26 protein-coding genes are annotated in these 26,859 nt (G+C 67.0%); 12 read left to right on the top strand and 14 right to left on the bottom strand.

Annotated features, from left to right (window positions below; all coding sequences use genetic code 11):
• Positions 1-17 precede the first annotated feature (17 nt).
• From J2751_RS00825 to tbsP, 8 genes are all read right to left on the bottom strand, one after another.
• Positions 18-734, bottom strand: a complete 717-nt coding sequence (locus J2751_RS00825) for a hypothetical protein (RefSeq protein WP_245202523.1) — start codon at positions 732-734, stop codon at positions 18-20.
• Positions 731-1,660: a hypothetical protein gene (locus J2751_RS00820; protein WP_209482562.1), complete on the bottom strand. Its 930-nt coding sequence runs from the start codon at positions 1,658-1,660 to the stop codon at positions 731-733. Before J2751_RS00820 ends, J2751_RS00825 begins: the two co-directional genes overlap by 4 nt.
• 90 nt (positions 1,661-1,750) lie before the next feature.
• Positions 1,751-2,587, bottom strand: coding sequence for an RAD55 family ATPase (locus tag J2751_RS00815; RefSeq protein ID WP_209482561.1), 837 nt, complete (start codon positions 2,585-2,587; stop codon positions 1,751-1,753).
• A gap of 25 nt (positions 2,588-2,612) precedes the next feature.
• Entirely contained in the window at positions 2,613-3,716 is a 1,104-nt protein-coding gene (locus J2751_RS00810; protein ID WP_209482560.1) for a beta-ribofuranosylaminobenzene 5'-phosphate synthase family protein, read from the bottom strand.
• A 66-nt stretch (positions 3,717-3,782) separates the two neighbouring features.
• Complete coding sequence (locus J2751_RS00805; RefSeq protein ID WP_209482559.1) at positions 3,783-4,121, bottom strand: cupin domain-containing protein; 339 nt, start codon at positions 4,119-4,121, stop codon at positions 3,783-3,785.
• Positions 4,122-4,240: 119 nt separating this feature from the next.
• On the bottom strand, positions 4,241-5,827 hold the full coding sequence (locus tag J2751_RS00800; protein WP_209482558.1) for an alpha-amylase family glycosyl hydrolase: 1,587 nt from the start codon (positions 5,825-5,827) through the stop codon (positions 4,241-4,243).
• 135 nt (positions 5,828-5,962) lie between these two features.
• Positions 5,963-7,669 carry a YcaO-like family protein gene (locus J2751_RS00795; RefSeq protein WP_209482557.1) on the bottom strand — a complete coding sequence of 569 codons (1,707 nt, stop codon included), beginning with the start codon at positions 7,667-7,669 and terminating at the stop codon, positions 5,963-5,965.
• 97 nt (positions 7,670-7,766) lie between these two features.
• Positions 7,767-8,582 carry a transcriptional regulator TbsP gene (gene tbsP / locus J2751_RS00790; protein WP_209482556.1) on the bottom strand — a complete coding sequence of 272 codons (816 nt, stop codon included), beginning with the start codon at positions 8,580-8,582 and terminating at the stop codon, positions 7,767-7,769.
• Between the two features lie 174 nt (positions 8,583-8,756).
• Between tbsP and glyA the strand changes: the two genes are divergently transcribed.
• The 4 genes from glyA (at position 8,757) to J2751_RS00770 (ending at position 12,149) form a co-directional block, all read left to right on the top strand.
• Complete coding sequence (gene glyA / locus J2751_RS00785; protein WP_209482555.1) at positions 8,757-10,004, top strand: serine hydroxymethyltransferase; 1,248 nt, start codon at positions 8,757-8,759, stop codon at positions 10,002-10,004.
• Between the two features lie 88 nt (positions 10,005-10,092).
• A complete protein-coding gene (locus J2751_RS00780) occupies positions 10,093-10,503 on the top strand; it encodes a DUF3054 domain-containing protein (RefSeq protein ID WP_209482554.1) in 411 nt (136 codons plus the stop codon).
• Positions 10,504-10,806: 303 nt separating this feature from the next.
• On the top strand, positions 10,807-11,049 hold the full coding sequence (locus J2751_RS00775) for a hypothetical protein (RefSeq protein ID WP_209482553.1): 243 nt from the start codon (positions 10,807-10,809) through the stop codon (positions 11,047-11,049).
• 101 nt (positions 11,050-11,150) lie between these two features.
• Positions 11,151-12,149 carry an ornithine cyclodeaminase family protein gene (locus J2751_RS00770; RefSeq protein WP_209482552.1) on the top strand — a complete coding sequence of 333 codons (999 nt, stop codon included), beginning with the start codon at positions 11,151-11,153 and terminating at the stop codon, positions 12,147-12,149.
• Between the two features lie 150 nt (positions 12,150-12,299).
• On the opposite strand, the gene J2751_RS00765 is transcribed toward J2751_RS00770, so the two are convergent.
• On the bottom strand, positions 12,300-13,253 hold the full coding sequence (locus J2751_RS00765) for a PLP-dependent cysteine synthase family protein (RefSeq protein WP_209482551.1): 954 nt from the start codon (positions 13,251-13,253) through the stop codon (positions 12,300-12,302).
• Positions 13,254-13,403: 150 nt separating this feature from the next.
• On the opposite strand from J2751_RS00765, the gene J2751_RS00760 reads away from it, so the two are divergent.
• From J2751_RS00760 to J2751_RS00750, 3 genes are all read left to right on the top strand, one after another.
• The gene (locus tag J2751_RS00760) at positions 13,404-13,787 is read left to right on the top strand and encodes a thioredoxin (RefSeq protein ID WP_209482550.1); all 384 of its coding nucleotides are present in this window, start codon (positions 13,404-13,406) and stop codon (positions 13,785-13,787) included.
• A 102-nt stretch (positions 13,788-13,889) separates the two neighbouring features.
• A complete protein-coding gene (locus tag J2751_RS00755; RefSeq protein WP_209482549.1) occupies positions 13,890-14,366 on the top strand; it encodes an NUDIX domain-containing protein in 477 nt (158 codons plus the stop codon).
• 129 nt (positions 14,367-14,495) lie between these two features.
• Positions 14,496-16,916, top strand: coding sequence for a DUF7527 domain-containing protein (locus J2751_RS00750; RefSeq protein WP_209482548.1), 2,421 nt, complete (start codon positions 14,496-14,498; stop codon positions 16,914-16,916).
• Between the two features lie 126 nt (positions 16,917-17,042).
• Here the strand turns inward: J2751_RS00750 and J2751_RS00745 are convergent, their stop codons facing one another.
• Positions 17,043-17,348 (bottom strand): hypothetical protein, encoded by a 306-nt coding sequence (locus J2751_RS00745; protein ID WP_209482547.1) that lies wholly within the window; start codon positions 17,346-17,348, stop codon positions 17,043-17,045.
• Between the two features lie 308 nt (positions 17,349-17,656).
• On the opposite strand from J2751_RS00745, the gene J2751_RS00740 reads away from it, so the two are divergent.
• The 3 genes from J2751_RS00740 to gatE all read left to right on the top strand — a co-directional run bounded on the left by J2751_RS00740 (position 17,657) and on the right by gatE (position 22,211).
• Entirely contained in the window at positions 17,657-19,009 is a 1,353-nt protein-coding gene (locus J2751_RS00740; protein ID WP_209482546.1) for an adenylosuccinate synthase, read from the top strand.
• A 61-nt stretch (positions 19,010-19,070) separates the two neighbouring features.
• On the top strand, positions 19,071-20,219 hold the full coding sequence (locus J2751_RS00735) for an acyl-CoA dehydrogenase family protein (protein WP_209482545.1): 1,149 nt from the start codon (positions 19,071-19,073) through the stop codon (positions 20,217-20,219).
• Between the two features lie 108 nt (positions 20,220-20,327).
• Positions 20,328-22,211: a Glu-tRNA(Gln) amidotransferase subunit GatE gene (gatE, locus tag J2751_RS00730; RefSeq protein WP_209482544.1), complete on the top strand. Its 1,884-nt coding sequence runs from the start codon at positions 20,328-20,330 to the stop codon at positions 22,209-22,211.
• A gap of 22 nt (positions 22,212-22,233) precedes the next feature.
• Here the strand turns inward: gatE and J2751_RS00725 are convergent, their stop codons facing one another.
• Positions 22,234-22,716 carry an Lrp/AsnC family transcriptional regulator gene (locus J2751_RS00725; protein ID WP_209482543.1) on the bottom strand — a complete coding sequence of 161 codons (483 nt, stop codon included), beginning with the start codon at positions 22,714-22,716 and terminating at the stop codon, positions 22,234-22,236.
• Positions 22,717-22,899: 183 nt separating this feature from the next.
• Here J2751_RS00725 and J2751_RS00720 point away from each other — a divergent pair, with 183 nt between their 5' ends.
• A complete protein-coding gene (locus J2751_RS00720) occupies positions 22,900-23,862 on the top strand; it encodes a DMT family transporter (RefSeq protein WP_209482542.1) in 963 nt (320 codons plus the stop codon).
• 34 nt (positions 23,863-23,896) lie between these two features.
• Here the strand turns inward: J2751_RS00720 and J2751_RS00715 are convergent, their stop codons facing one another.
• Entirely contained in the window at positions 23,897-24,466 is a 570-nt protein-coding gene (locus J2751_RS00715) for a hypothetical protein (RefSeq protein WP_209482541.1), read from the bottom strand.
• A 142-nt stretch (positions 24,467-24,608) separates the two neighbouring features.
• Positions 24,609-24,968, bottom strand: coding sequence for a 2Fe-2S iron-sulfur cluster-binding protein (locus J2751_RS00710; RefSeq protein WP_321168524.1), 360 nt, complete (start codon positions 24,966-24,968; stop codon positions 24,609-24,611).
• 293 nt (positions 24,969-25,261) lie between these two features.
• Here J2751_RS00710 and J2751_RS00705 point away from each other — a divergent pair, with 293 nt between their 5' ends.
• The gene (locus J2751_RS00705) at positions 25,262-26,284 is read left to right on the top strand and encodes a biotin--[acetyl-CoA-carboxylase] ligase (RefSeq protein WP_209482539.1); all 1,023 of its coding nucleotides are present in this window, start codon (positions 25,262-25,264) and stop codon (positions 26,282-26,284) included.
• Positions 26,285-26,398: 114 nt separating this feature from the next.
• On the opposite strand, the gene J2751_RS00700 is transcribed toward J2751_RS00705, so the two are convergent.
• Entirely contained in the window at positions 26,399-26,731 is a 333-nt protein-coding gene (locus J2751_RS00700; protein ID WP_209482538.1) for an uS10/mL48 family ribosomal protein, read from the bottom strand.
• Between the last annotated feature and the right edge of the window lie 128 nt (positions 26,732-26,859).

The raw sequence follows: 26,859 nt of genomic DNA, 5'->3' as shown, positions 1-26,859 counted from the left end.
GTTCGGTGACCGAGTCGTCACCGGCTTCGGTCGAAGCTCGGCCCGTCCTCGCTCACCATCGGACAGCCTCGAAGGCGGAGCTCGTCGAAGCCGATGACCTCGACGATGTCCGTTCCCTCCAGCGTACAGGCGGTCTCGGGCGGTTCAGCGAAATGTGGACAGCGCTGGCAGTAGGTGCGTTTGTCGACGACATCGTCGCTTCGCGTGTCCGGTCCCGACTCGTCCCCGGAAACGGGCGGGAGGTCCGTGTCGTCGTCGAGCGCGTCCCACACGTCGTCCATGTCGACCTCGTCGACCGCCATCCGCTCGAAGGGGTCCCCGTCCGACCCCGGGGGTGCGTCCGGGTCGGGTGAGGCGTCGAGCTCGGCAAACGGGTCGGTCCCGTCGTCCGCGCCGTCCGGCTCCGTCCTCGCGCCGAGAGCGCGGTCCGGGGATCCGTCGTGGGAGACGTCTCCTCCCCCTTGACTGACGGCCGACTCCTCGTGGTCCCCGCCGCTTTCGTGGTCGACGTTCCGATCGTCATCCAACTGGCCGTCATCCAACTCGGCGAAGGGGTCGACCTCGTCGTCGGTCCCGATTCGTTCGAAGGGATCTCCGTCGACGTCGTCATCCGTATCCGGAGCAACTGCGGCCGACGGGTCCTCCGAGCCGAGAAGCTCCTCCCGGTCGTCGTTGTCGGGGTCGCCGCCCTCGATCCCATCGCGTTCGGGGTCGCCGTCTTCCGGGCCGGTCATCGCGCGTCCCCGACGCCGGTGTCGGAGGAGTCGTCGCTCCCGGCGTCACGAGTGCTGACATCCGGTCCGGCCGGATCCTCCCGGTCATCGGCTCTTCCGTCCGTCGGTTCTCCGCTCGCGGAACCTCTAGTGGCCTCTCCGCTCGCGGCCCTCTCGTCCGGGGCTCCGCCGGTCGCCTCTCCGCCGTCCTCCGTCGCCGCGACGGCTCCTTCGAGGGCGGGCGTGTTGTCGACGCGAAGCCAGGTGGTCCCGATGAACCGTCGACCCGGATCGATCGCGTCGATCCGACCCTCACAGTAGGGACACTCCGGCTTCGACAGCAGCGACAGTCGAACGCCGTTTCCACAGCCGTCACACTCCGCCGTTCGGATCCCGTGACGATTGGCTTCTGCGAGGAGGTCGTCGAGACGGTCGCGTTCGGACTGCTCCCGTTCCAGCGCCCGCAGTCGTCGCTGCGTGCGGACGACTGCGCTGGCGACCCGCGAGAGCTTGTCCATGGCGTCGTCGTTCGCGTCGGCCAGCGACTCGACGCGCGCCGCCAGATCCTCGACCCGATCCTCGGCGTCCGCGGCCGACTCCGCAGCCGCGGCGACGTCGCCCGCAACTGACTCGGTTCGGTCGGCGAGCGCGTCGAGATCCGTCTCCAGTCGAGCGGTGACCTCGTCCATCTCGTCGACATCGGCCGCAACGGCGTCGATCCGGTCGGTCGTCTCGGGGTGCGTGTGATCCTCCTCGGCTTTCCCTTCGACATCGCGATACACCCGGACGAGCCGCTCGCGAAGGTCCTCGACGTCCTCATCGACCCGTTCCGTGAGTTCCTCCACGCGCGACTCCAGGGCCGCGATGTCGGTCGGATCGTCGACGTCGCTCTCGCTGCTGACGTCACTGACGTCGCCGACGGCGTCCGACGGGCCGGGATCACTCATCACGGGTCCTCCGCATCGAGATACCGTTGATGTGGGAGACTTAAGTAACCTGTCGCACGATTCTCCGAGTCGATACTCGGAGGCGATCGCTTAACGGATCTTTCGTACGTCGCTGATGTCGAACCCGCCGTCGTGGACCTCCGTCTCGAACCGAACGATGTTCTCCGCCTCGAGCCGCGAGAGCACCCCGCGGAACTCCCGGACGAACATGGTACGCGCACGCTTCGACCCCCCGCTCTCCCACGCGAACTGGAGGGTGCCGCCGGCGGCGTCCATCAGCGTCCCGAACTCCTGATCGGTCAGCGAGTCCTCGTTGACCAACACCAGAATGAGCCCCTGCCAGCGGGCGGCCGCCTTTTTTAACCCCTTCATCACCATCGCGATGTCGCTCCACTCCATGTCGTCGGAAACGACGCTCACGAGGTCGGTCACGGAGTCGATACAGACGAGGTTCCCCGTCGCGTTCTCGGTGAGGTAGTCGCCGAAGGCGGTGAGTACGTCGTCATACCGGCCGCGATCTCCCAACTCCGTGATCGAGGAGGTTTCGCCCTCGTACCACTCCCGCGGGATCGGACTGAGCTGGAAGAACTCCGGCGAGAGATCTCGAAACTCGATCCCTTCGACTGCGGCGTCGACCACCTCGTCGGCCATCGTGTACCCCATCTCACGGGTGAGCGCGTCCTCGCCCGCGGTGAACGATAGGTAATGGACCTCCGGCGGAACGGATGCGTTGCCCGGTACGTCGCCGTAGTACAGGTCGAACAGCTCCTCGTCGGTTCGTGCGAGCGCGTTCATCGCCGCGCTCGTGTAGAGGAACTCACGCGCGCCGGCTCCCGATTCGCCAGCGAGCAACACCACGCTTCCCGGCGGTGCGCCCCCGTCGAGAATCGAATCCAAGCGGGCGACGCCAAACGGCAGACTCGACATGTCTCGACACGGGTCGTCGTCCCGCTTAGTGTTGTCCCTCATCCCCGTCGGCGGAACGGGAGGTTGCGTCGCCGACCCTCCGGGCCCCATCGCCGACGACCCGGGCCCCTTCGTTGGTTGCGCGGACGACTGAAACTGTTCCGCCGATATCGGCCCGATCGAGGGCTCGATCGCCCGCCTCGGCCGCCGCCGTGGCGCGGTCGGCGTCCGTGACGCCGTACACGGTCGGTCCCCACGAGGACTGGCCCGCGCCGAACACCGCGGGCGACGACGACAGCGACGCCACCACGTCGCCGACCGGAGGTCGGTACACCCCGCCCTGCTCGTCGGCGTACCACGCGCCGTTGAGTCGCCCGACCGCCGCGATCGCCGCGCCGAACGCCTCCGCGCGTCCCGTTGCGATCGCGGGGAGCACGCGCCGGGTGACGATGCCGGCGATCCGGTCTGCCAGCCCGGGATCCGCCCGCTCGACCGCGGCGCGCATCGAGGCGCCCTCGTCGGCCCCGTCTCGCCCCGGTTCGGCGTCCGGCTGAACGAGCAGGAACCGCCAGTCCTCCGGGACCGGATGACGCGCGGAGACCGGCGGAACGGTCCAGTCGCCGTCCGCGGGGCGGTCGGTGGTGAACCGCGCGGTCGGGTGGCCCGCGTCGAGGACGAACCCACCCGACTCGAACGCCGCGACGCCGATCCCGGACCGCCCGCCGCGACCGAGGGCGGGAGCGTGCTCGCGGACCCGCGGCTCCCGATCGTGTGCTCGTGCGACCGCCGCGAGCGTCGTCGCCGCCAACTGCGTGCCGCTTCCCAGTCCGGCGTGTCGCGGGAGCAACGACTCCACCGTGATCGACGCGCCCGGAACGTCAAGACGGTTCGTGGCCGCGAGCGCGTACCCACGGACGTCCTCGCGGATCGCGTCCGCCGTCCCGGTTCCGGGGGCGTTCGGGTTCCCGATCTCGCCGTCGGCGACCCCGTCGTCCGTGAGAGCAACGGTGACCGTCTCCGCGGGGGTCGCCGAGACGGCCACCCGCGGCTCCGCGAGCGCCAGTCCGAGCGCTCCGTACAGCCGCTCGTGTGAGAGACTCAGGTTACAGAAGCCGAAGTGAAGGCGGGCCCCGGCGCTCGCGCGTGCCATGCTCGGACGAGGGTTCGGTTCGGACGTATAAAAGCGACCGAGACGGGGGCGAAAACCGCCTTCGTCTCACTCCTCCCAGTCCGGGTTCGGCCGCGGCGGCGCGAACACGTCGAACCCCTCAACCGGGACGTCCCCCTCGTTGACCGCGGCGTGGGGCTCGCCGCCGGGGATCGCGAAGGTGTCGCCCGCGTGGACGGCTCGCTCCTCGCCGTCGACGACGAACGTGAGCGTTCCGCTCGTGACGGTTCCGACCTGCTCGTGGGGGTGGTCGTGTTCGGGTACCTCCGCGCCGGGTTCGATATAAAAGCGCTGAATGCTGGCCTTCTCGCCGGTCGGACCCCGCGTCAGGTAAACTCCGGGGACCGCCTCGGTCGACTCCGTCGACTCGTCCGATACGATGTCCATGTCCGTCCCGGCGACGCGTGGATACTTAAAAACGTTGGGAGGGCGCGGTGCCTCATACCCGGGTCGTCCGGGGTCCTCGCTCGGCGTTCGGCAGGGGGTTCACTGACGAGCCTGCGACTTCAGTCGTGGGTAACTGACTGCTCGGGGGCGTACATCACGTAGTCGCCGCCCGGCACGCTTACGGCGACTTCGCCGGTATCGTCGACCTCGATCGGCTCCCCTTCGCCCGCGTAGTCGACGAGGGCAGTTCCCGGCTCCCAGCCCGCCTCGACGGTGTACGTGTGGAGGTCGTCACCGACGTTGATTCCGGCGAGCAGGTTCCCCTCGCGCTCGTAGAGGTAGACTTCCCTGCCGACGTGACGATGGACCAACTCGCCGCGCGCCAGCGCGTTCTTGACGCGGATCAGGTCCCGAACGCGGTCGTCCTCGAGGTCCTCGCCGACGGCGGTGTGGAACAGGTGTGGCGTGCCGGGATACGAGAGGATCAGCGCGGTCGCAAGCCGCATCGGCTCGCCCTCCGGTGAACCGGGCCCGACACCCGGTCCGGCCGCGTCGTGGTTCTGTACGAAGGTGACGGCGGCGTCGGGGTTCTTGTGGACCACTCCGTTTCCCTCCGCGACGAGCGAGAGATCGGTCTGCTCGAACGCGTCCACCACGTCGGCGTACAGCGGAAAGTCGAACACGTCCATCCCGGTGTCGACGTACTCCAGCAGCCTGTCGGTGTGGCTCTCCTCCCACACCTCGCCGACGCGCCAGAGGCCGAGATCCGCACAGAGTGGGATGATCTCCTCCTCGAAGTACCACGGCCAGACGTGTGCGGCGGCGTCGAACCGAACGCCGTCGACCCCCATGTCGGTAATAGCGGTCAGGTAGTCGGCGTGTGCCGCCTGTACCTCCGGATGACGAACGTCGAGGTTCGGAAGGGCCAACAGCGACTCGTCGTACTGGTCGTTCTCTATCTCGCCGCGGTAGTCGTCAGCGGGGACGTGTGTGAAGTGTTCTTCCGTCTCGAACTGCGGCCAGTCGAGCCGCGTCGTCGCGGTCGGGTCGTCCGCGTCGCCCCACAGGTCCGCCGGTGCGGGGTCGGGGTTCGCCATGTGGTTGAGCACGGTGTCGACGATCACCTCGATGCCGCGGTCGTGAGCCGTCTCGACGAGCGACCGGAGTTCCCTTTCGGTGCCGAGCGCGCCGTCGAACTCGCGGAGGTCGACGGGCTGGTAGCCAAGTGGGGGATGTGGTTCGAGGTGGCCGAACTCCGGGTGTTCCGGCTCGTAGAACCCCTCCTGATCCGCCGTTGCGAGGTGTTGGAACTCGAGTTTTCCGCGAGCCGGCTGCGGAAGCCACACCGCGTCGACCGCGGCGTCCGCCAGCAGGTCGAGGTCCGCTTCCACCTCCCTCCAAGGCGTGTGAAAGTACTGGTAGATGACCCCCTCGCCGTCGCTCTCGCGAGTGACGCTCGCGGCAGGCTCCGGGAGGTCGCCGGCATCCCCCGACGGTTCCTCCCCGCCGAGACACCCCGCGACGCCGAGTCCGACTCCTGTGGTCGCGGTTGCTGCTGCCCCGTGAAGGAACCGTCGACGCTTCACGCCGGCGGCGTCCGTCCCCGGGTCCGACGATTTAACCGCGGCGTCCGCCCCCGCGTTCGCCGCTTCCGATGGTGCCGCGGATCCGTCGCTCTCGTCGGTACCGTCGGCGTCTAACGACATGTGCTGTACTATTTCATCATTGTTTTGGATATATAAACGCTCGGCCGATGCGGGGAGTAGGATGAACGAACTCGAGTAGGGTCGGTACGGTGAACGAGTGCGAGCGGAGTCGGGCGGTCGCGAACGATGGTCTCGCTACGGGAACGGATGGTACTCCCGGTCGAGCGTCGGCTCGAATCCCATCGATCGCGGGACGTCGCGGGCGCGGTCGCCGAAGAACGGGTCGCCGGTGAAGAGTGGCTGTGCCTCAGGAACGAGCACCCGAACCGCCTCGAAGCCGAGCGCGGCCACGTCCCGGGTCGTCGTCCGCGAGACGAGGGGATCGAGCCCGACCGACCGAGCCCGCTCGACGACCGCGTCGAGCGCCGCGTTCCCCGACGGCTCCGGCTCGCCAAGCCCCTCCGCCGGAACCGTCGCGTCCGGATCGAAGAACTCGCGAGTGACATCCGGGAACGACGCGTGACGTCCGATGGCGGCGCTCTCGTCGTCGGCCGCCGCCTCTCCCATCGACCTGAGCTCCGTCCAGTTCTGGAGCGCCTCCGCGAGCGCGCTCCGCGCGGCGGCGACGGGATCGAGGTCCGCGCCCGACCCGGCCGCGAACCGGGGCCACTCCCCGTCACGATGGACGCCGACCGCGACGACCGGGACGTCGATGTCGGTCGTGACTAACAACGGGGAGACCGTCAGCGACTCCGCTCGCGCGCGCTTCGTGAGCCGGTCGAACGTCGGGTCGTCCACGTCGATCCCCAGCGGCTCCGTCGTCGAGTACCACGTCGTCATCGTCGCGTCGCGCTCGATCACCTCGTAGAGCCCGGACAGCGCAGCCTCCGGCCCGGAGTTTCCGAGGCCGAGCCCCGTGGTGATCGCGGGACGGTATCGGTTCTCCGGCGGCGGAAACGCCACGAACTCCGCGGGGAGGCTCACGAGACCACCGCCGTCGTCCCCGCTCGATACCAACCGCTCGCCGGTCGTCCATGGCAGGGTGTCGTCGGCGTCGTAGGTGGCGGCGCTTTCCGGGCGAACGAACGCGCCGGGAGCCACCGGGTTCGGGACGTCGTCCGCGGTCCCGGTTATAAAAGAGGCCGACCGGTAGACGCCAGCAGCGTAGCGTTCGAGTCCTTCGCCGAGCGCCTTCATGAACGCGGCGTCCCAGCCGTCGTCGGCACCGCCGGCGAACTCCGCGGCCCGAGCGTCGGAGAAGTCGGTCGTGTCCGCGAGCCGCGAGACGTAGTAGGGGAGCGGGAACGACTCGCGCTCGCCGACCTCGGAGAGGAGGCCGATCCGGGAATCGACCGCGCGCTCCGCACGGTCGAGCGCGTCGTCAATCGAGCGTTCCTCCCCCGCTCTCGGGAGCGCGTCTCCCGGCTCCGGGCCACAGCCACAACCCGGCACCGGAACCAGCGATCGCTCCGGTCCCGGAACTTCGAGAACCGTGTCCGCGACCGGGTCGCCGGCGAGCAGTCGGATCGTTCGACGACCGGCGACCGCCCCCGCGTAGCGAACCGCCGAGCGCGTCCCGCGCGGAGCCTCCGCCGGTTCGGTATCGCCGGCAGCGACCCGGACCCGCAGGCAGTCGTAACACGCGTCGTCGAGGACGCTTACCGCAGCGTCAACGCCCTCGATCGGCACTCCCCCGAGCCCGCCGACCTCGATGGCAACCCACCGATCCAGCCGATCGTTTGCCGTCTCGAACGCCTCGGACCCGGTCGTTCCGACGACGACGCCGAGGTCGAACCCGTCCAACAGTGCCGGCTCCACCGGCATCACGTTCACGTCAACGTCGCCGAGCGCGGTCTCGACGGCGGCGACCGCGGGCCCGTCTCCGACCAGTCCGATATCCATGACGATGTAGACGGGAAGAGGGCAAAAAAAGCCCGCGGGGGCGGGCACGAGAGACCGTTCGACTCCCCCGATCGGATCCGCTATGAGACCCGATCCGCTATTCGATCAGGTCGACGGCGATCTCCGCGAACTCGGCGGCGTCGACACCGACGAGCCGGTCGTCGCCGATTTTAAGCCGGAGTCGGGGGCGGCCGACATCGATGGGGACCTTTTCGGTGTCGATGATCCCGAGGTCCTCGAGCCGCGTCTTGGTGCGCGAGAAGGTCGCCTTCGAGGCGATCCCGATGTCCTCTCCCCACTTCGAGATGTCGTACAACAGCACGTCGTTGCGGGCGGCGACGAGCAACGAGACGGTGACCTCGTCGAGTCCGTTCGCTCCGCCACGGGCGGCTTCTAGCGACTCGAGGATCGCGTCGAAGTCGTCGCGTGCTGCCTCCCCGATGTCGGACGCCAATGTCTCTCGAACCCGACTGATCGCCGGGGTTCGGAGCGTGTACTCCTCGGCGTCCTCGAACGCCTCTCGGTGCGTCTCGTACACTTCCGAGACGAAGGCATCGTCCGTCGTGGAGAGGGCGGCAACCCGATTCGCGGCGCTCACGATCGCCACCGCACGGGACGGCGACACGAACAACGCGTTGTCGACGTCGTCCGGGAGGATCCTGAGCGACAGCGAGCCGTCAGAGACGAGATCCGCCGCCTTCGAGGCGACGAGGAAGTCGTCCATGACGGTCTTCAAGACGCGCTCGGCGCCGAGCATTGATATCCGCGGAAGGTTCTCTCGTCGGATGCCGGCCTCGACGAGCGCGACGATGGTCTCCGCGGACGGGTCGACCACGAGTAGTTCCTCGTCCGTCCCCGCGAACGCCTCGTCCAGGACGTTTTCTACGTCCGCCTCAAGTAAATTCGATACCATATATCTCTCAGTATAAAAGGTGGTTCTGTATTTAATATTAACGGGTTTGGGAAGCGAACAACCGGGGTATAGCGGTTCTATCCCGTGAAAATAGTCGATCAGCGATAGTACACAGGATTGTCGAGACGGCCGTCGACGGACAGGCTTAATGTACCGTCCCGCCCCACAACGAACATGGACAACGAGAGCCTCCGGGCGGTCGACCCGGCGGTCGCGGACGCCCTGGCTGGAGAGCGCACGAGACAGGAGGAGACGCTGGCGATGATCGCGAGCGAGAACCACGTCAGCGAGGCAGTGATGGAGGCACAGGGAAGCGTCCTCACCAACAAGTACGCCGAGGGGTACCCTGGGGCACGCTACTACGCCGGCTGTGAGCACGCTGACGAGGTCGAGGAACTCGCCATCGAGCGCGCGAAGGAACTGTGGGGGGCCGAACACGTCAACGTCCAGCCACACTCGGGGACGCAGGCGAACCAGGCCGTGTACTACTCGATCCTCGATCCCGGCGACAAGATCTTGTCGCTGGAGTTGAACCACGGCGGCCACCTCTCGCACGGTCACCCGGCGAACTTCACCGGACAGATCTACGAGGTCGAACAGTACGAGGTCGATCCCGAAACCGGATACATCGACTACGACGGTCTTCACGAGACGGCCGAGGAGTTCGACCCCGACGTGATCGTCTCCGGCTACTCCGCGTACCCACGGACGGTCGACTGGGAGGCGATCCAGGCGGCCGCCGACGCGGTCGACGCCTACCATCTCGCGGACATCGCCCACATCACCGGCCTCGTCGCCGCCGGCGTCCACCCCTCGCCGGTCGGCGTCGCCGACTTCGTCACCGGTTCGACCCACAAGACGATCCGCGCCGGTCGCGGCGGGATCGTGATGTGTGACGAGGAGTTCGCCGACGACATCGACAAGGCGGTGTTCCCCGGCGGGCAGGGCGGTCCGCTGATGCACAACGTCGCGGGCAAGGCGGTCGGGTTCAAGGAGGCGTTAGAGCCCGAGTTCGAGGAGTACGCGCAGGCGGTCGTCGACAACGCCGAGGTCCTCGCCGAGACGCTACAGGGTCACGGGCTCTCGCTCGTCTCCGGCGGCACCGACAACCACCTGATCCTCGCGGACCTCCGCGACTCGCATCCCGACCTCTCGGGCGGCGACGCGGAGGACGCGCTCGCGGCCGCGAACGTCGTCCTCAACGGCAACACGGTGCCCGGCGAGACTCGATCGCCGTTCAACCCCTCGGGGATCCGCGCGGGCACTGCCGGCCTCACGACTCGCGGGTTCGACGAGGACGCCATCGAGGAAGTCGGCGACCTCATCTATCGCGTCGTCGACGACGTCGACAGCGAGGACGTCATCTACGAGGTCGGCGAGCGCGTCGTCGAACTCTGTGCGGAGTACCCGCTGTACGAGTGATCTGGAACGGGGCGTCGGGGAGTCACCGGTGATCGCTCCCCCGGAGCGGATCCGTACGTAAAAGTGGGGGCGGGTCCGACGGGGTCGTATGGACGACACGTCGTTTCTGGCCGAACGTCTGGACCGCGCGGCGGCCCCGCTCGCGGTCGGTGACGTTCTCGTGTTGCTGGCGCTGTTGACCGTCGGAACGGTCAACCACACAGGGGTCGACTTCCTGCTCGACGACCCCGTATACCTCCTCGGCGTGTGGGCTCCGTTCCTGATCGGGTGGGCCCTGTTCGCTCCGCTGGTCGGCGCGTACTCCGCGGGTGCGGTCGAGACGGCCAAATCGTCGGTGCCGCTCGCGATTCGGTCGTGGGTCCCCGCGGCCGTCGTCGGGTTCGTTCTCCGCGAGTTCGCGTTCCGCGGCAACGCGGCTCCGACGTTCATGGCGATAACGTTCGTACTCGGTGCGCTCGCGCTCGGCGGCTGGCGCGCGATCTACTTCCGGGTTCGGTAGGCGAACATCGCTCCCGTCTTCGTCGCCGCTTCCGTCGGCCTCGCCGTCTTCGTCGCCACCGCACTCGTTGGCTTCGTCCCACCCGTCTCCTTTTCACGTAGCTCCCCGGCATCGGGCCGGATCGTGTTACCACGCCGTGGTTCCGTAGGGAATTCGCTCGAAACCGATCCGACTTACTCCACGACGTGTCCCCGATCTCATCACGCCATAAGTTATGAGTTGGATTCAGGTACTCAATCAGATCGTAACGAGACCCCAACAAGAAACGATTAAGTGGATTCGTGACATAAGTACACATGAATTATGACTGGGTACTACGACTACGTCCTCGGGCTCATCCCGGCTGCCCTGTTCGGAGTCACCGTCCTCCTGAACCTGGTCGGACTGCCGTTCACGCTAGCGCTTCCCGTGGGCGCGAGCATCGCGCTGGGGATCATGGCCCACGCGATGTTCGTCCGGAATCCGCTCCCGGGAGCCGACGGGTCGACCCCGTCCATGGACTCCGGCTCGCACGGCAGCCGCACGGCGTCCGGGGGCTCCGATTAAGCTCCGGACCACCGAGGTAGCCGCGAACCGCTTCGGCACGAACCCTTTTATAATGCGCTGTTTCCTGTACCGTTTAGACGCTCCAGTTCCTCCCGTCGGGTATGACGGACGCGTTGTTCCTCACGAGCGGTGATGTCGACGACCTCGCCGAGCCGGCCGACTACGTCGCCGCCGTCCGCGACGGCTACCGGCAGGTCGGGGAGGGTGCGCCGGCGGAACCGCGGACGAAGCTTACGAATCACGACCCGCCGGGGATGCTCACGACGTACGCGGCGGTGCTCCCGGAGACCGGCGCGATGGGCGGGTACACCTACTCCGCCGGCTTCGGCGCGGAGGACGCTTGGTTCATGACGCCGCTGTTCGACGCGGAGTCGGGCGCACCGCTCGCGCTGCTCGACGGCGCGTCAATGAACCCGTTCAAAACCGGCGCGGCCGGCGCGGTCGGTGTCGACGCGCTCGCTCGCGAGGACGCGACCGAAATCGCGGTGATCGGCAGCGGTGCGCAGGCGCGCGGTCAACTGGCGACGACCGCGACCGTCCGCGACTTCGAGGTGGTGCGGGTGTTCTCGCCGACCGCCGAGAACCGCGAGGCGTTCGCCGCGGCGTTCCGCGACCGGATCGACGCCGAGGTCTCGGCCGTCGAGAGCGCGAGCGCGGCGCTGTCGGGCGCGGATGTCGCCATCACCGCAACGACGGCGAGCGATCCGGTGATCGACGACGACGTCGAACCGGGAACTCACGTCACGGCGATGGGGCAGTACCATCCTGAAAAGAACGAACTCCCTCCGGAACTGGTCGCGCGGGCCACGTACATCCCCGACCTCCGGGCGCGCGCGACGCAGGACGCCGGGTCGTTCCTCGCCGCGGTCGAGGCTGGACTGGTCGACGCGGGAGAGGGAGTTGCCGCTGAACTCGGGGAGGTCGTCGCCGGCGACCATCCGGGTCGAACGAGCGACGACGAGGTGACGGTGTTCGATTCGGGTGGAACCGGGATCGAGACGACCGCCGCCGCATACATGCTATATAAACGTGCGAGCGAAGCTGGTCGGGGGGAACCGATCGAGTTCGCGCCCGCGAGCGAGGCGCTGACGGGTCGGTGAGCTGCTGAGTGACGAGTCGGTGAACTGTCAAGCGTATCGATCTATCCAACCGGCCGCCGTTCCGATCGTTCGGTTATAATACCCCTAGCGGGGACGAACACACCTACTTATAAGATTTCAGCAAGTCTCGCGGGTCCTCCGCAAAACGTCTCACTCGCGTCCAACACGCTCGGATCCGGCTTCCGTGGGCACGTCGAACGTCCCGGCAGAGAGATATCGCTCGCCGCTGTCCCAGAAGACGGTGACGACGAGCGGTTCGTTGCCGACATGCTCGCCCGACTCACGGAGGTCGGCCGCGACCCGCTTCGCCGCGAGGTTCGACCCGGCCGAGGACTGGCCGACAAGGATACCCTCCTCGCGGGCGAGCCGCCGACACTCGGCCTCCGATTCGTCGAGTTCGACCGTGTGGACCGCGTCGAGCAGGTCGACGTCCAAGTTGTCGGCGACGAAGCCCGGGCCCATTCCCTGAAACGCGTCCGATCCCGGTTCCTCACCGGAGAGGACAGCGTTGTCCGCCGGCTCGACCGCGTGGATCCGCACGTCCGGGAACGCCTCGCGGAGCCGCCGACCGATCCCCGTGATGGTGCCGCCCGTCCCGACGCCCGCGACGAGTGCGTCGACGGTCCGCTCCTCGACCTGGTCGATGATCTCCGGGCCGGTTGTCTCGTAGTGGGCCCGCGGATTCGCGGGGTTCTCGAACTGGTGGAGCTGGACCATCCCCTCGTCGCGTTCGAGCTCGTCCGCACGAGCCCGGGCGTCGGAGATGTCTCCCTCGACGAGTTCGACGGTCGCACCGTAGGCGCGCATGATCCGCCGTCGCTCCCGTGATTTCCCCTCGGGCATCACGAGAGTGACGTCGTACCCCTTCGTCGCGCCGACCATCGCTAGACCAATCCCGGTGTTGCCCGAGGTCGGTTCGACGACGCCGTCTCCCGGTTCGAGTTCGCCGTCGCGCTCGGCGGCCTCGATCATGTAGCGGGCCGGTCGGTCCTTTGCTGACCCCCCCGGATTCCGTGACTCGACCTTGGCAGCGACCGTCGTCCCGGGCGGGGAGTCGACCCGCACCAACGGCGAGCCGAGTCCCTCCAGGATGTCCTCGTCCATTATTCGTCCGAAGGGTACGCCCACTCAAATGCCCGACGGACTGCGGCAAGCACCGCGACCGTCGGCCGTCGCGTCCGCTGTCGATCCCGGAGAGCGGTCAGCGTCGCCGCCGCCGCGGCGTTAATACCGGCTGCCCACCTATCGTGACGCATGACGCTCGAAACGCTCGCGCCCGACCCTTCGTTTGACCCCGAGACCCTCGATCCTACAGTTCTCGACGCGCTCGACGGGGAGTACCGGTTCAAAGTGTGGGGTGGGGACTGGTGTATCGACTGTAAACGACAGCTGCCCGCCTTCGGAGCCGCGCTCGCGGCCGCGGGCGTCCCCGATGACCGGGTCGAAGCGTTCCCCGTGACCAAGGGGCCGTCCGGCAAGGAGGGTCCCGGAGTCGAAGCGTACGACATCGATCTCATCCCCACCGTGGTCGTGGAGACGGACGACGGCGAGGAGGTTGCCCGTTTCGTCGAGGAAGCCGAGACCTCCATCGCGGAGTCGCTCGCGGCCGAACTCTCGGGCGCCGAGACGGTACAGTAGCGCCCCGTTCCGTCGACGCTCGTCACGGCTCCACGACGGCACCGCGGCTCCACGACGGCATCGGTTCCAAACGACCAAACCGAACCGGGCCGTATGCTGCGTATGGAAACGACGCGTCACTTCACCGCGACCACGTACGTCGTTCACGACGGCGCGACCGCGCTCCACGAACACGGACGACTCGGAATACACCTCCCGCCGGGCGGCCACATCGACCGCGACGAGCTTCCCCATGAGGCGGCCCTGCGCGAGGTGCGCGAGGAAACCGGACTCGAAGCCGAGCTCGTCGCCGACCGCGCCGACGTCGAAACGCCGAACGGTCGTCCCCTTCCGGAGCCGGCCCATCAGATGCTTCACGACATCAACGTCCATCCCGATGGATCGGTCGGCCACCAACACATCGATCACCTCTATTACGCCCGCGTCCCGTCACGGGAGATCGATCCGAACGGGGACGACGAGGCGGCCGCGGACGACTGGGACTGGTACGCTCCGAGCGACCTCCGTGACTCCGGATTCGACGACGACGTCGTCGCGTTGGGCCATGAAGCGATCGAGGTCGTGGAGAACGCGAACTGACGGAACGGGAGGGAGGTCGTGGGGCAGGTCCACGGCGCGGACGCTGAGGGGCGGTCGCGAGCCGGCGTCAGACGCCCGTCTCACGCTCCGGAAAGTATTTGGGTCGCTGATGGCGAAATACGCTAAGTAATGGACGCACAGCGAAGAGAGGACATCACCGGATGGGACGCCCGGGAGTTCTCCGGCGGGTTCGACGGGCTCCGCGAGCACGTGGGCGGCGGTTTTTCCGGCGCGGCAACGGACGGGACCGGATGGCTGTTCCTGCTCGACGGTCGTGTCATCGGCGTCGTTGACGCCGAACTCGACGCGTTCTCGGACGCCTCCGGAACCGTGTACGAGGCCCCCCATCAGGCCCTCCCGGTACTGTTCGCCATGCAAGAGCAGGGCGGAGAACAGCGCGCACAGTACTACACGAATGACACCTCGCTGGCGGAGGCCGATCGGAAGCTCTCACAGGGTGGGTTCACCGGATACGTCGAGCTCACGGAGAACGTGCTCTCGGGGGACTATTACGTCGCGTACACCGCGGGCGAGTCGATGGCAGCTGCGTACGTCGGGAACTCCAGACGGCTCGAAACGGGCGAGAAAGCGTTCGATCTCGCCGACGACGAGGTCGGAATATACACCGTTTACGAGGTAGACCTCGACGTTCGAACGCTTCCCGAGGGGGCCGGAGCGGGCGAACCGGATGGGTCGGACGAACCGACCGAGTCGAGCAGATCGAGCGATCCGGGAGTACCCGCCGAATCGGACGGACCAAACGAGTCGAACGAACCAGCAAAGTCGAACGGACCGGCCGAGCCCAGCGTGGCGAGTGAGGCGGAAAAGAGCGATCCGTCCGAGGACGGAGCTTCGGCCGCAACGAGGACGGACGACGCCACCGAGACCACACCGCACGCGAGTCGTGCCGAAGACCACGAGCCCGATCCGGCAACGGCCGTATCCGGTAATAGGGCGTCCGACTCCTCGAATGGGACCCCGCCGAGGGCGAGCGAAGGCGGCACCCGAAGGGAGTCTCCCGAGACGCCGAAACAGAGCGTCTCGGAGACGCATGATCCGGATTCAGGCGCGGCCGAGTCGAGTCCGTCCGAGTCGAGTCCGGCCGAATCGAATCCAGCCGAGCCAAGCACCCGGATGGACGACTCGAACGCTGAGCCGCCCGATGCTGACGCGGGGTCCGCGGACGCGTCCGCTGAGTCGGATCAGCGGACTGCGTCGGGTTCGAGAACTGCCGGCGACGTGCCGGACGACGAGGACGTCTTCTCCGAGGAGGCGCAGTGGCGAGAGACCAAATCCATTCCGGCGCTCGATCCGTCGGAGACGAACGTTCGGGGAGCAAAAGACGGCCAATCGGACCGTAACGGGGTTGAGGACCGCTCTCGCGGACGATCGGCCACGGGCCGCGGCCGGTCGGGTGGCGAATCGAAACGGAAGGCGGATCACGACGCGGCCGACCGCTCCCGGTCGGGTCCTTCGGGATCGAACGCCTCCGCGACCGCGGAGGAGTCGCCGGATCCGCGTCCGGCCCCATCGAACCCGGGCCAAGCCGCCGTCTCCCGATCCGAGGGGGAGGCTGCGAACGGGGTTCGCGAGCGGATCGAGCAGTTGGAAGCGGAGCTGGCGGAAGCGAAGTCCGAGCGGGAGTCGATCGCGACCGAACGCGACACGCTCCGCGAGGAGCGGGACTCGCTGACCCGCGAACGCGACGAGCTCGAATCAGAACGCGATCGCCTCGAATCGGAGGTCGAGGAGCTCCGTGCGGAGATCCAGCGTCTCAGAACGAACCTCACCGAGGCGGAGTCGAAACTCCCGGACAGCGATCACAGCCTCCCGGTCGCGGAAGCCCGTGAGGGAACCAACCTGTTCATCCGGTACGAGTCGAAGGGCGGCGCGACGCTGGAGGACGCACACGACGGAAACGTGGGACGTGACGAGCTGCGGGAGAACCTGCGTATCGAACATCATACCAGCTTCGAGACCGACGGCCTTACCGTCGATGGGAGGCCGTTCGAGGAGTTCCTCGGGGACACCATGGAGTACGGGTTCACTCGATGGCTCGTCGAGGACCTCCCGTTCGAGGTCGGCGAGACCGGAAACGGAAGCGCGCTTCGTGACCTCTACGACGCGCTTCCGGAGATCGACCGCGCCGAGATCGGCGGATCGGTATCGATCGTCGCCGCGGAGAGCGGAAACGAGGACCGCGAGCAGCAGGCCTTCGATCTGGTCCTCCGGGACCGGATGGGAAACCCGTTGTTCGTCGCCGATCTCAACGACTCGCGGGCACCTACCAAGGGTGCGAGTCTCGAATCGCTCGTCGCCAACGGCGGACGGATAGCGGAGTCGAACGACGGGTTCGCCGGAGCCTTCGCGGTGACGGCGAGCTTCTTCGATCCGGACGCGTTGGAGGTTGCGAGCGATGCCGTCGGAGGGGGACTGTTCGGCCGGTCGAAACGGAAGAGCTTCGTGAAGCTGTCGCGAAAGCGCGGATATCACCTGTGTCTCGTCGAGTCCCGAGAGGGTGGCTTCCACCTGACGGTTCCGGATCTGTAACTACCCTCGAGTCCGTAACTACCGGCTCCGCCCGTCGTGACATCCGACGAGCCGTTCACCGTCGACCATCGATCGTCCCAATACGGGTTCGGCCGGAACTCGCGAAAACGCGTCCAGTACGAACAGTTAGTTCTCGACTTCGGCGGCGTCGTCGATCCGCATCGATCCGAGCTTCTCGACCGTCTCGTCGAGCTTGTCGTCGAGTTCGTCGACGAACTCGTGGGTGCGCTCGGTCGTGATGGCACCTTGACTTGACGGCTCAATGAGGTTCTCCTCCTCGAGCACGCGAAGCGAGTACCTGACCTTGTGATGGGGGTAGCCGGTCTCGTTGGACATCTTCACGATCCCGATCGGTTCGCTATCGATCACCATTCGGAGCACCTGTAAGTGCCGTTCCAACATGTCTACCTCTTTCTCAAGTCTATCTATCATGCCATATGTTAACTCGTCATGCCCCCTTTTAAAAGTTGCTGTCGAACTCCGGGGGATCGCTGCACGTCCCAGATTTGTCGTGTTAGTAGTTAACAGTTCGGATCTGTGTATCCGGGGGACCGTGTTCCTGAGCCGTACTGACATCGGGCGTGACCGTTCGGATCCACGCACCGTCCGACTCGACCGTCTCGGCCAGCACGAACGCAGGGGTTTCGTCGAGCCGACGCCCCAACTGATCCACGTTCGTGTATCGACATCGTTGACGGACCGTAATCGGTTTTACCCCCCGGTCGGAAGGGGGTAGCGGTATGACAGTCACCATCGTCGGCTCCCAACTGGGAGACGAGGGCAAGGGCGCGCTCGTCGACCGGTGGGGAGGGGACGCGGACGTCGTAGTCCGTTATCAGGGCGGCGACAACGCCGGCCACACCGTCGTCGAAGGCGGCGAGGAGTATAAACTATCCTTGGTCCCGAGCGGGGCCGTCCGGGGAACGATCGGCGTGTTGGGCAACGGCTGCGTCGTTAATCCGCGAACCCTGTTCGAGGAGATCGACGAACTTCGCGACCGTGGGCTCGACCCGGACGTCCGCGTCGCGCGCCGGGCCCACGTCATCCTCCCGTATCACCGCGTGCTCGACGGGATCGAGGAGGCGGGGAAAGCCGAGGACGACTCGGGAGTCGAGGTCGGAACAACCGGTCGCGGAATCGGGCCCACCTACGAGGACAAAGCCGGGCGTCGGGGGATCCGGATCGGTGACCTCCTCGATCCGGACGTCCTTCGGGACCGAATCGAGTACGTCGTCGATCACCAGCGTTCGGTCGCCGAGGAGGTGTACGGCCTCGACGTGGACGACTCGGAACACGCGGCCGCCTTCGACGTCGACGCGCTTCACGAGGAGTTCACGGCCATCGGCGAACGGCTCGCCGAGGACGGGATGACCGTCAACTGTAGCGACTTCCTGTATCACCGTCGCGAGGCCGGGGATCGGATTCTCTTCGAGGGCGCACAGGGAACCTCGATCGACATCGACCACGGGAACTACCCGTTCGTCACGTCCTCAAACCCGACGGCGGGCGGGGCCGCGGTCGGGTCCGGGATGGGCGTCACTACCGTCGGCGCGGGGGAGGTCGTCGGCATCGTGAAAGCGTATCTCTCGCGGGTCGGATCGGGGCCGCTTCCGACCGAGCTCGACGGCGACGACGACGAAGAGGCGCTCGCGGACGAGATCCGCGAGAAGGGTGGCGAGTTCGGGACGGTCACCGGTCGACCGCGTCGGATCGGCTGGCTCGATCTGCCGATGCTCCGACACGCCTCGCGCGTCTCGGGGTTCACCGGCGTCGCGATCAACCACGTCGACGTGCTCGCCGACCTTCCCGAACTGCGGGTGTGTGTCGGTTATGAACTCGACGGCGAGCGGATCGACACGGTCCCGACGACGACCGAGCGCTGGGAACGATGTGAACCCGTCTACCGCGAGTTCGAGACGTGGTCCGCGGTCGACTGGGCCGCGGTCGCCGAGGAGGGATACGAGGCGCTTCCGGAAGCGACCCGCGAGTACCTCGAGTTCGTCGCCGACGAGATGGACGCGGCGGTGTACGCGGTCGGCGTTGGCCCCGACCGCGAGGAGACCGTCGAAGTCGCGAACCCGTTCGATCGATAAACTAACGCGGCGTTGTTCGTTGTTCCACGAAGGTTATTCCCGAGGGGTCCACAGTGGTCGTATGGATCTACTCGACGAGAGTATCGTTCCGGAGCACGCCCGGGACGCCAAACACGAGGCACGCGAGTTCGCCGCCGAACACATCGAACCGAACGCGGAGGCGTACTACGACTCGGGCGAGTACCCGTGGGAGGTACTCGAAGCGGGGATGGACGCCGGACTCGTCGCACAGGACATCGACGAGGAGTACGGCGGAAGGGGGTTCGACCTCGCGGAGGTACTCGCCATCGCCGAGGAGTTCTACCGCGCGGACGCGGGCATCGCACTGACGCTTCAGCTCGCGAGCTTCGGCTGTGAGATGGTCGAGCAGTACGGCACCGACGAACAGAAGGAGGAGTACCTCCGGCCGATCGCCGAGAACGACCAGATATCCGGACTCGCGGTCTCCGAGCCCGAAACCGGCTCCGATCTGGCGGGAATGACGACGAAAGCCGAAGCGGTCGACGGCGGCTACGAACTCACGGGCGAGAAGTACTGGGTCGGCAACGCGGTCGAGGCCGACTGGCTCACCGTGTACGCCAAGACCGGCGACGGCGAGGACCGCTACTCCAACTACACGCTCTTCATCGTCGAGACCGATTCCGACGGGTACGAGGCCGAACACATCCCCGAGAAGATGGGGATGCGCGCCTCCAAGCAGGGTCACATCGTCTTCGACGACTGCTTCGTCCCTGAGGAGAACGTCGTCGGCAGCGAGGGCGGCGGCTTCTACGTGCTTGCCGACTTCTTCAACCACGGCCGCGTCGTCGTCGGCGGGCACGGGCTCGGACTCGCCGCGGCCGCGATCGAGGAGGCGGAGGAGTTCGTCCACGGCCGCAACGCGTTCGGCCGCACGGTCAACGAGTTCCAGGCGGTCCAACACACGCTCTCGGACATGCGGATCGGCTTCGAGTCCGCGCGCGCGCTCAACTGGCGCGCCTGCGAGAAGGTCGCGGACAGCGACGACGCCGGCTATTGGGCCGCACTCGCGAAGACGAAATCGACTGAGGTCGCCACCGACTGTGCTGAAAAGGGCATGAAGCTCCACGGCGGACGCTCCATCCTCACCGACCGCCGGATCGCCCGCGTCTACCGTGACGTCCGCATCCCCGTGATCTATGAGGGCGCGAACGACATCCAGCGGAATCTCATCTACCGACAGTCCCGGTAGGCGGATTCGAGAGGCACGTTCCGGGACCGTCACGACCCGCTTGAACGGTCGACGGTCGCTCGCGCGAACTGCCACCCTTTTAGTCGTGGGCCGCCGGAGTGGTGCGTAATGAGTACGGACGCGACCCACGAGTACGACCACGAGGAGCTGGGCCTCGTCGCCGGACTGGAGATCCACCAGCAGCTCGACACGGAGACGAAGCTGTTCTGTGAGTCCCCCACGATCGAGCGCGACCCGGAGAAGGCACGGCGGGAGATCACGCGTCGGCTCCACCCGACCAAAAGCGAGCTTGGGGAGCTCGACCAAGCCGCCCTCGAGGAGAGTCAGGTCGACCGTGAGTTCACCTATCTCGGCTACGACACCACCTGTCTCGTCGAGGAGGACGATGAACCCCCTCGCCGAGTCGACGGCGAGGCGCTGTCGGTCGCGCTACAGATAGCCGACCTCCTCGACGTCTCCGTCGTCGATCAGGCACACGTGATGCGGAAGCTCGTGATCGACGGGTCGAACACCTCCGGGTTCCAGCGGTCGATCCTCCTCGGGCAGGCGGGCGAGATCGAGACGGACCACGGGACGATCTCCGTCGAGGACCTGATGCTCGAAGAGGAGTCCGCGAAACGCGTTCAGGAGACCGATGACGGCGTCGTCTACTCGCTCGACCGGCTCGGCGTCCCGCTCGTCGAGATAGGCACGGGGCCGGACATCCGCAGCCCCGAGGAGGCGAAGGCGGCCGCCGAGCGGATCGGAATGCTGTTGCGGTCGACCGGAGCCGTGAAACGCGGGCTCGGGACGATCCGCCAGGACGTTAACGTCTCCATCGCCGAGGGGGCACGCGTCGAGGTGAAGGGCGTTCAGGACCTCCAAGGGATCGAGGAGATTGTCCGCGGCGAGGTCGGCCGTCAGGCGGAGCTGTTGGCGATCCGGGATACCCTCCGCGAGCGCGATGCCGAGGTCGGCGAGACGCAGGATGTGACCAACGTCTTCGCCGACACCGACTCCGGGGTGATCCGTGGGGCGCTCGATTCTGGCGGAAAAGTCACCGCAGTTCCCCTCTACGGGTTCGACGGCGTGGTCGGCCGGGAGCTCCAGCCCGACCGGCGGCTCGGGACCGAGCTCTCGGACTACGCGAAACGGCACGGCGCGGGCGGGATCTTCCACACCGACGAGCTGCCAGCCTACGGCGTGACCGAGACCGAGGTCGCCGCCCTCCGCGAAGCGGTCGGCGCAGGTGAGGGGGACGCGGTCGCTATCGTGGCTGCGGATCCCGAGACCGCCGAACTCGCGATCGACGCGGCCGCAGACCGCGCCGCCGTCGCGATCGAGGGCGTGCCCGAGGAGACGCGCGGCGCGAACGACGACGGCACCACGCGATACCTCCGGCCGCTGCCGGGGGCCGCACGGATGTACCCCGAGACGGACGTACCGCCGGTCGAACCCGACCCGTCCGATGTCGACCGGCCGGAGCTCCTCGATGAGAAGACCGACCGGTACGTCGAGTCGTTCGGGCTCGACCGGGGACTGGCCGAACAGGTCGCGTTCGGGCGGCGCTTCCCCCTGTTCGAGACGGCCGTCGATCGCGGCGTCGACCCGACGTTCGCGGCATCGACGCTGGAGTCGACGACGACGGAGATACGCCGCGACGGTGCTCCCGTCGAGAGCCTCACCGATGACCACTTTCTCGACCTGTTCGATCTCGTCGAGTCGGGCGACCTCGCGAAGGAGGGCGTCCCCGAAGTGTTGACGACGCTCGCTGAGAACCCCGGTCTCTCCGCCGCCGAAGCGGTCGAGGAGGCTGGCCTGTCGGGCGTGAGCGAGGACGAAGTCCGTGAGGCAGTCGTTGCGGTTGTCGAGCGCAACGCCGACCAGATTGCCGAGGAGGGAATGGGTGCGTTCTCGGGACTGATGGGCGAGGCGATGGGTGCGTTACGCGGGAAGGCGGACGGCGAGGTCGTCTCCGAGGTCCTCCGCGAGGAGATCGGCAAGCGGTCGTAGCCGATCACCGCTCCGGGCGGAGTCAGTCGGTTAGCTCCTCTATCAGCGTTTCCAAGTCGTACGTCGCGGGCGCACGGGGCTCGTCCCGAAGGGTTGCGATGGTGAACGTGGAGTTCGTCCGTTCGACTTCCGGGATCGACTCGAAGTCACTGATGAGCCGTTCGACCGTGTCCGACGAGGAGAGCCGGGCGATGACGACGAAGTCGGTCTCGCCCATCGTGAAGTACGCCTCCGTGACGCCCTCGACGGTCAGCAGTTCGTCCGCGAACTCCTCGTAGGGACCGTCGTAGTCGGCTAACACCTCGACGATGATCGTCACGCCGAGCCCGAGCGTTTCGTGGTCGAAGTCGTATACGTCGTTCTCTATCACGCCGGCATCCCGGAGGTTGTTCAGGCGATAGTGGATCGTCGACACGGGGATCCCAGTCTCGTCATGGAGCCGTTCCGGACTCCCGGTACCGAGATCGGCGATCGCCTTCAGCAGTCGTACGTCGCGTTCGTCCATACCTGCGATTCACGTGACGGATGGGTATATATTTTGACGGACATACTGACGAATATCTCCAACTATGCCCTGATAGATTGCCGAGAGATCGGATGTAATTCAACGATATAAATTTTCACGCAAGATCGCTGAGATAGTAGAACTCATGTTTAAATATAGCCGCACATTTCGGTTCGGTATCGAATGTACCCACGAAACCTGCTTTCGTCTTCGACCGGGCTCGCCGCCGCGTTCGTTCTGCTTGCGACGCTGTGGGGTACCTCGTTCGTCGCCATCGAAGCCGGGCTCGCGTACGTTCCGCCGCTGTTGTTCGCCGGCATTCGCTACGCCATTGCCGGCGTCGTCGTGCTGGCGTACGCAGCGGTCGTCTCGGACAGGTGGCTCCCCAGTGGTCGCGATGAGTGGCTCGGTATCGCGGTCGCCGGCGCGTTCGTCATCGCGGCGTACCACGGGCTGTTGTACGTCGGAGAGCTGTATATTTCCGGTGCGGTCGCCGCCGTCATCGTCAGCCTCTCCCCGGTGTTGACCGCCGTGTTCGCCGCCGTGACCCTCTCCGAGGCGCGACTCGGTTCGGTCGAGATCGCCGGGTTCGCGCTCGGACTGCTCGGCGTCGTCATCATCGCCGATCCGGCCGGAGTCAGTACCTTCACAAGCAACGCCGACGGGACACTCTCGCCGGAGCTGATCGGAATCGGGCTCGTGTTCCTCTCCGCGATCGCGTTCTCGATCGGTGCCGTCCTCCTGCGTCCGCTCCGGACGGACCTTCCGATCGCCGCGTTACAGGGGTGGGCGATGGTCCTTGGTGCGGGACTGCTGTTCGGTGGTGCAGCCGTCCTCTCGGAGTCGCCCGCCGCGATCGTCTGGAACCGGACCGCGATCCTCTCGCTGGCGTACCTCACCGTGTTCTCGGGAGTGATCGCCTTCCTCGTTTATTTCGCCCTGCTCGATGCGGTGGGACCCACCCAACTCCACCTCGTCGGCTACGCAGAGCCGATCGTCGCCGCCGTCGGGAGTTGGGTCCTGCTTGGTCACGTGATCGAGGCGGAGGCGATCCTCGGATTCCTCGCGATACTCGCGGGGTTCGCGGCGCTCGAACGTCGAGAGATCGCCGCGTACGTCTCGGCACGAACCGGAGTCATACGATGAGAGCGTGGCGGTGGTCTCTCTGGTGATCGGCGTGTCACTCCGGTACGTCGCTCGTGACGCCCGCGCGGAGGTCGCGTCCGAAGTAGTGGCCGACGAGCGCGAGGAGGACCCCCAGTCCGCCGCCGACCGCGAGCAGCGGGAGCCCCCACTCGGAGAGATAGTCGAGCCCGATCGGGAGGAAACCGACCCCGAGAACGCTGGTCACGGCGGTTCCGGCACCCGCGGCCGCACCGGCTATCCCCGCCTCGACGTATTTCCGCGCGGAGAACACGAGGCCGACGAGGAACGCTCCGAGGAGCACGCCGAGCGCCGGGCCGATCGTTCCCCCGATCAGCGGGATGGCACCGCCGAGGACGACGCCGAGGCCGATAACGAGGACGACGAGGGCGAACGATTTCAGGGAGAACCAGCGACCGTCTACGCCGATGCGTCCGGAACCCCCGCCGGTTCCGGTCGCGGTCTCGTCTTCCTTGGAGGACCTGGTCGTCGGCTCCGGTCCCGACGTCGAGTTCTCGCCGCCGCTCGCGAGGTCGTCGTCGAGGAGGTCGTCGAGGTCATCGAGCGGATCGCCGTCGTCGGCGTCCCGCTCCTTGGAGGGTTGCATACCCGAGGATCCGCCCGTGAGGACTTGGGTCTTGTGCCGACGAAACCTCGCCGGAGCCGACGGACTTCGATCGGACGGATCTGCGGGTACGGATCCGGACCGCTTCGATGGCCGTTTCACCGGAAACTCGGTGTCTCATGGGTCATAACTCCTGTCGTCGACCACCTTCGTCGCCATCGTCATCGCGCGCGCCCTCGTCACCCCCGTCGCGCTCCCGTCCGCCCCACACGTGCTTATCGACGAGTTCCACCGTCATCGGCCCCTCGACGACGACCTGACACGAGAGGCGGGGGTACCCGAACCGCTCGGCCAGTCGGTCGTGCCAGTGGTCCGCCGCCGGCCCGTCGTGGATCCGGACGCCACAGGTCGCACAGAGGCCTCGACCGCCGCAGTTGAGCCGTTTCGTCGCGGGGGCGTACGGCGAGCGGTTGGCGTCGAGGAGCGCGTTCCGGAGGGATCGACCTCGGACGATACGGAGCGTGTGGCTCTCGTCGCCGTCGATGACGACGACGTCAACGCGGTCGGCCGTCCCGTCCGGGTCGTCGTCCGTCGTCGAGCCATCGTCCGTCGTCGAGCCATCGTCCGCCGTCGGGTCGTCGTCCGCCGTCGGGCCGTCGTCCGCCGTCGGGCCGTCGTCCGCCGTCGAGCTATCGTCCGTCGTCGGGCCGGTAGTGGACGGTGGATCCTCCGCGTGTCGCATGCGTCCCCTTATGAGAGGACCCACATAGCTGTGGCTCCACAAGGGATACGGCGGAAGCCGGAACGACTTTCGGCTCCCGCCGTATCCTTCGTGACATGGACACGCGACGCGCCCTGCTCGAAGCGCTGGGGTCGGGCCCCGTGTCGGGACCGGCGCTCGCGGACGACCTCGGTGTCTCCCGGGCGGCGGTCTGGAAGGCGGTCGAGTCGCTCCGCGAGGAGGGATTCGCCGTCGAGTCGACGTCCGACGGGTACGTCGCACCCGAGGACCCAGCGTACTGTGCGGCCGGGATCGAGTTCGGCCTCGACGCGCCGTACGCCGTGGAGTATCACGACGCCGTGGGTTCGACGAACGACCGCGCGAGGACGCTCGCCGAGGAGGGTCGCTCCGACGTCGTCGTCGTCGCCGACGAGCAGACGGGAAGTCGCGGTCGACTGGACCGCGAGTGGGTCGCCCCGAGCGGCGGCGTCTGGGTGTCGGTCCTGATCCGCCCGGATGTCGCCCCCGCACGGGCTCCGGTTTTTACCCTCGCTGCCGCGGTGGCCATGACCGACGCCTGTCGCGAGGCGGGCGTCGATGCGGGGATCAAGTGGCCCAACGACGTGCTCGTCCGCGACGCTGGAGATGCCGGGACTGATGGGAGCGTCAGTGGTCGAGGCGGCCGCAAGCTCGCCGGGATCCTCACCGAGATGGAGGGTGAAGCTGACCGCGTCTCGTGGCTGGTCCTCGGGATCGGAATCAACGCGAACATCGACGCGGACGCGCTACCCGTTGGAGCCACGTCGCTGCGGGTCGAACGCGCCGGTCCGGGTAATACTACTGAGGGCACCGCGACCGCCGACATCGATCGCCGCCGGTTCGTCGCGCGACTGCTCGAACGGTTCGCCGAGTTGGCTGCCGACCCGGACGCCATCCTTCCCGCGTGGCGCGAGCACGCGATCACGCTCGGGCGGCGGGTCCGCGTCGAGACCTCCTCCGGCGAGGTGATCGGAACCGCCGTGGACATCGAACCGCCCGGCGCGCTCGCCGTCGAAACGGACGACGGACGAGTCCGGGTACACGCCGGCGACTGTGAACACCTCCGGGACGCGGACTCGCCCGGCGCCGACTCGGACTGAGACGCGCTTAGGCATTCGCTCGCCGGATGAGTCTCGTTACAGTGCTCGACGACCGTCACGGAACATCCCGTTCGATCTGTCGCGGGATCGGCTGGGCCGCGCCGAGTGGCGGTCCTAGTCCCGACGATGCCCGAGCGGCTTCTTTCGATCGACCTCGACCTCGATGTGGATCGAGTCGGCGAAGTCGCGGCCGACCACGTCGCGAGCGATGTCGTCGGAGCCGTGGATCTCCATCGATCGTTTATAAATAGAGTAGCTCCACGGCGAGAACTCGTCGCCGGCACGGAGCCGCTTATACTGGGGAACGCGGACGGTATCGGCCGGTGAGGCGTGCGGCCCCTTACACTCTGCGCCCTTGCGTTCGAGGTCGGCCTTGAGCTCCTCGACCGTCTCGGCGAGCACGTCGCGGTCGCCCGAGGCGAAGGAAAGTTTCGTGACGAAGGTCATGGCTGGGGGTCGTGCGTGGATGATGGCCCGAGGCCTAAAAACGCATCTACCGACGGGTGCGTCCGGTGACCCGGCGGTCGTGGGAGGGCCAACGCTCGGGCCGGACGGCCGATGCGAGGCCACAGATC

Source organism: Halorubrum alkaliphilum, assembly GCF_017873815.1.
Taxonomy (GTDB): domain Archaea; phylum Halobacteriota; class Halobacteria; order Halobacteriales; family Haloferacaceae; genus Halorubrum; species Halorubrum alkaliphilum.
Note: the sequence above shows the minus strand (reverse complement) of the source record. Positions and strands in the feature narration are given on the sequence as shown.

What these genes read in the sequence shown, in the direction of transcription:
- J2751_RS00720 (WP_209482542.1), top strand. Translation starts at nt 22,900, where the DNA reads ATGTACCCACGAAACCTGCTTTCGTCTTCGACCGGGCTCGCCGCCGCG.
- J2751_RS00825 (WP_245202523.1), bottom strand. Translation starts at nt 734, where the DNA reads ATGACCGGCCCGGAAGACGGCGACCCCGAACGCGATGGGATCGAGGGC.
- J2751_RS00805 (WP_209482559.1), bottom strand. Translation starts at nt 4,121, where the DNA reads ATGGACATCGTATCGGACGAGTCGACGGAGTCGACCGAGGCGGTCCCC.
- J2751_RS00795 (WP_209482557.1), bottom strand. Translation starts at nt 7,669, where the DNA reads ATGGATATCGGACTGGTCGGAGACGGGCCCGCGGTCGCCGCCGTCGAG.
- glyA (WP_209482555.1), top strand. Translation starts at nt 8,757, where the DNA reads ATGGACAACGAGAGCCTCCGGGCGGTCGACCCGGCGGTCGCGGACGCC.
- tbsP (WP_209482556.1), bottom strand. Translation starts at nt 8,582, where the DNA reads ATGGTATCGAATTTACTTGAGGCGGACGTAGAAAACGTCCTGGACGAG.
- J2751_RS00770 (WP_209482552.1), top strand. Translation starts at nt 11,151, where the DNA reads ATGACGGACGCGTTGTTCCTCACGAGCGGTGATGTCGACGACCTCGCC.
- J2751_RS00725 (WP_209482543.1), bottom strand. Translation starts at nt 22,716, where the DNA reads ATGGACGAACGCGACGTACGACTGCTGAAGGCGATCGCCGATCTCGGT.
- J2751_RS00810 (WP_209482560.1), bottom strand. Translation starts at nt 3,716, where the DNA reads ATGGCACGCGCGAGCGCCGGGGCCCGCCTTCACTTCGGCTTCTGTAAC.
- J2751_RS00815 (WP_209482561.1), bottom strand. Translation starts at nt 2,587, where the DNA reads ATGTCGAGTCTGCCGTTTGGCGTCGCCCGCTTGGATTCGATTCTCGAC.
- J2751_RS00745 (WP_209482547.1), bottom strand. Translation starts at nt 17,348, where the DNA reads ATGATAGATAGACTTGAGAAAGAGGTAGACATGTTGGAACGGCACTTA.
- J2751_RS00765 (WP_209482551.1), bottom strand. Translation starts at nt 13,253, where the DNA reads ATGGACGAGGACATCCTGGAGGGACTCGGCTCGCCGTTGGTGCGGGTC.
- J2751_RS00740 (WP_209482546.1), top strand. Translation starts at nt 17,657, where the DNA reads ATGACAGTCACCATCGTCGGCTCCCAACTGGGAGACGAGGGCAAGGGC.
- J2751_RS00820 (WP_209482562.1), bottom strand. Translation starts at nt 1,660, where the DNA reads ATGAGTGATCCCGGCCCGTCGGACGCCGTCGGCGACGTCAGTGACGTC.
- J2751_RS00755 (WP_209482549.1), top strand. Translation starts at nt 13,890, where the DNA reads ATGGAAACGACGCGTCACTTCACCGCGACCACGTACGTCGTTCACGAC.
- J2751_RS00760 (WP_209482550.1), top strand. Translation starts at nt 13,404, where the DNA reads ATGACGCTCGAAACGCTCGCGCCCGACCCTTCGTTTGACCCCGAGACC.
- gatE (WP_209482544.1), top strand. Translation starts at nt 20,328, where the DNA reads ATGAGTACGGACGCGACCCACGAGTACGACCACGAGGAGCTGGGCCTC.
- J2751_RS00800 (WP_209482558.1), bottom strand. Translation starts at nt 5,827, where the DNA reads ATGTCGTTAGACGCCGACGGTACCGACGAGAGCGACGGATCCGCGGCA.
- J2751_RS00715 (WP_209482541.1), bottom strand. Translation starts at nt 24,466, where the DNA reads ATGCAACCCTCCAAGGAGCGGGACGCCGACGACGGCGATCCGCTCGAT.
- J2751_RS00775 (WP_209482553.1), top strand. Translation starts at nt 10,807, where the DNA reads ATGACTGGGTACTACGACTACGTCCTCGGGCTCATCCCGGCTGCCCTG.
- J2751_RS00780 (WP_209482554.1), top strand. Translation starts at nt 10,093, where the DNA reads ATGGACGACACGTCGTTTCTGGCCGAACGTCTGGACCGCGCGGCGGCC.
- J2751_RS00705 (WP_209482539.1), top strand. Translation starts at nt 25,262, where the DNA reads ATGGACACGCGACGCGCCCTGCTCGAAGCGCTGGGGTCGGGCCCCGTG.
- J2751_RS00735 (WP_209482545.1), top strand. Translation starts at nt 19,071, where the DNA reads ATGGATCTACTCGACGAGAGTATCGTTCCGGAGCACGCCCGGGACGCC.
- J2751_RS00750 (WP_209482548.1), top strand. Translation starts at nt 14,496, where the DNA reads ATGGACGCACAGCGAAGAGAGGACATCACCGGATGGGACGCCCGGGAG.
- J2751_RS00700 (WP_209482538.1), bottom strand. Translation starts at nt 26,731, where the DNA reads ATGACCTTCGTCACGAAACTTTCCTTCGCCTCGGGCGACCGCGACGTG.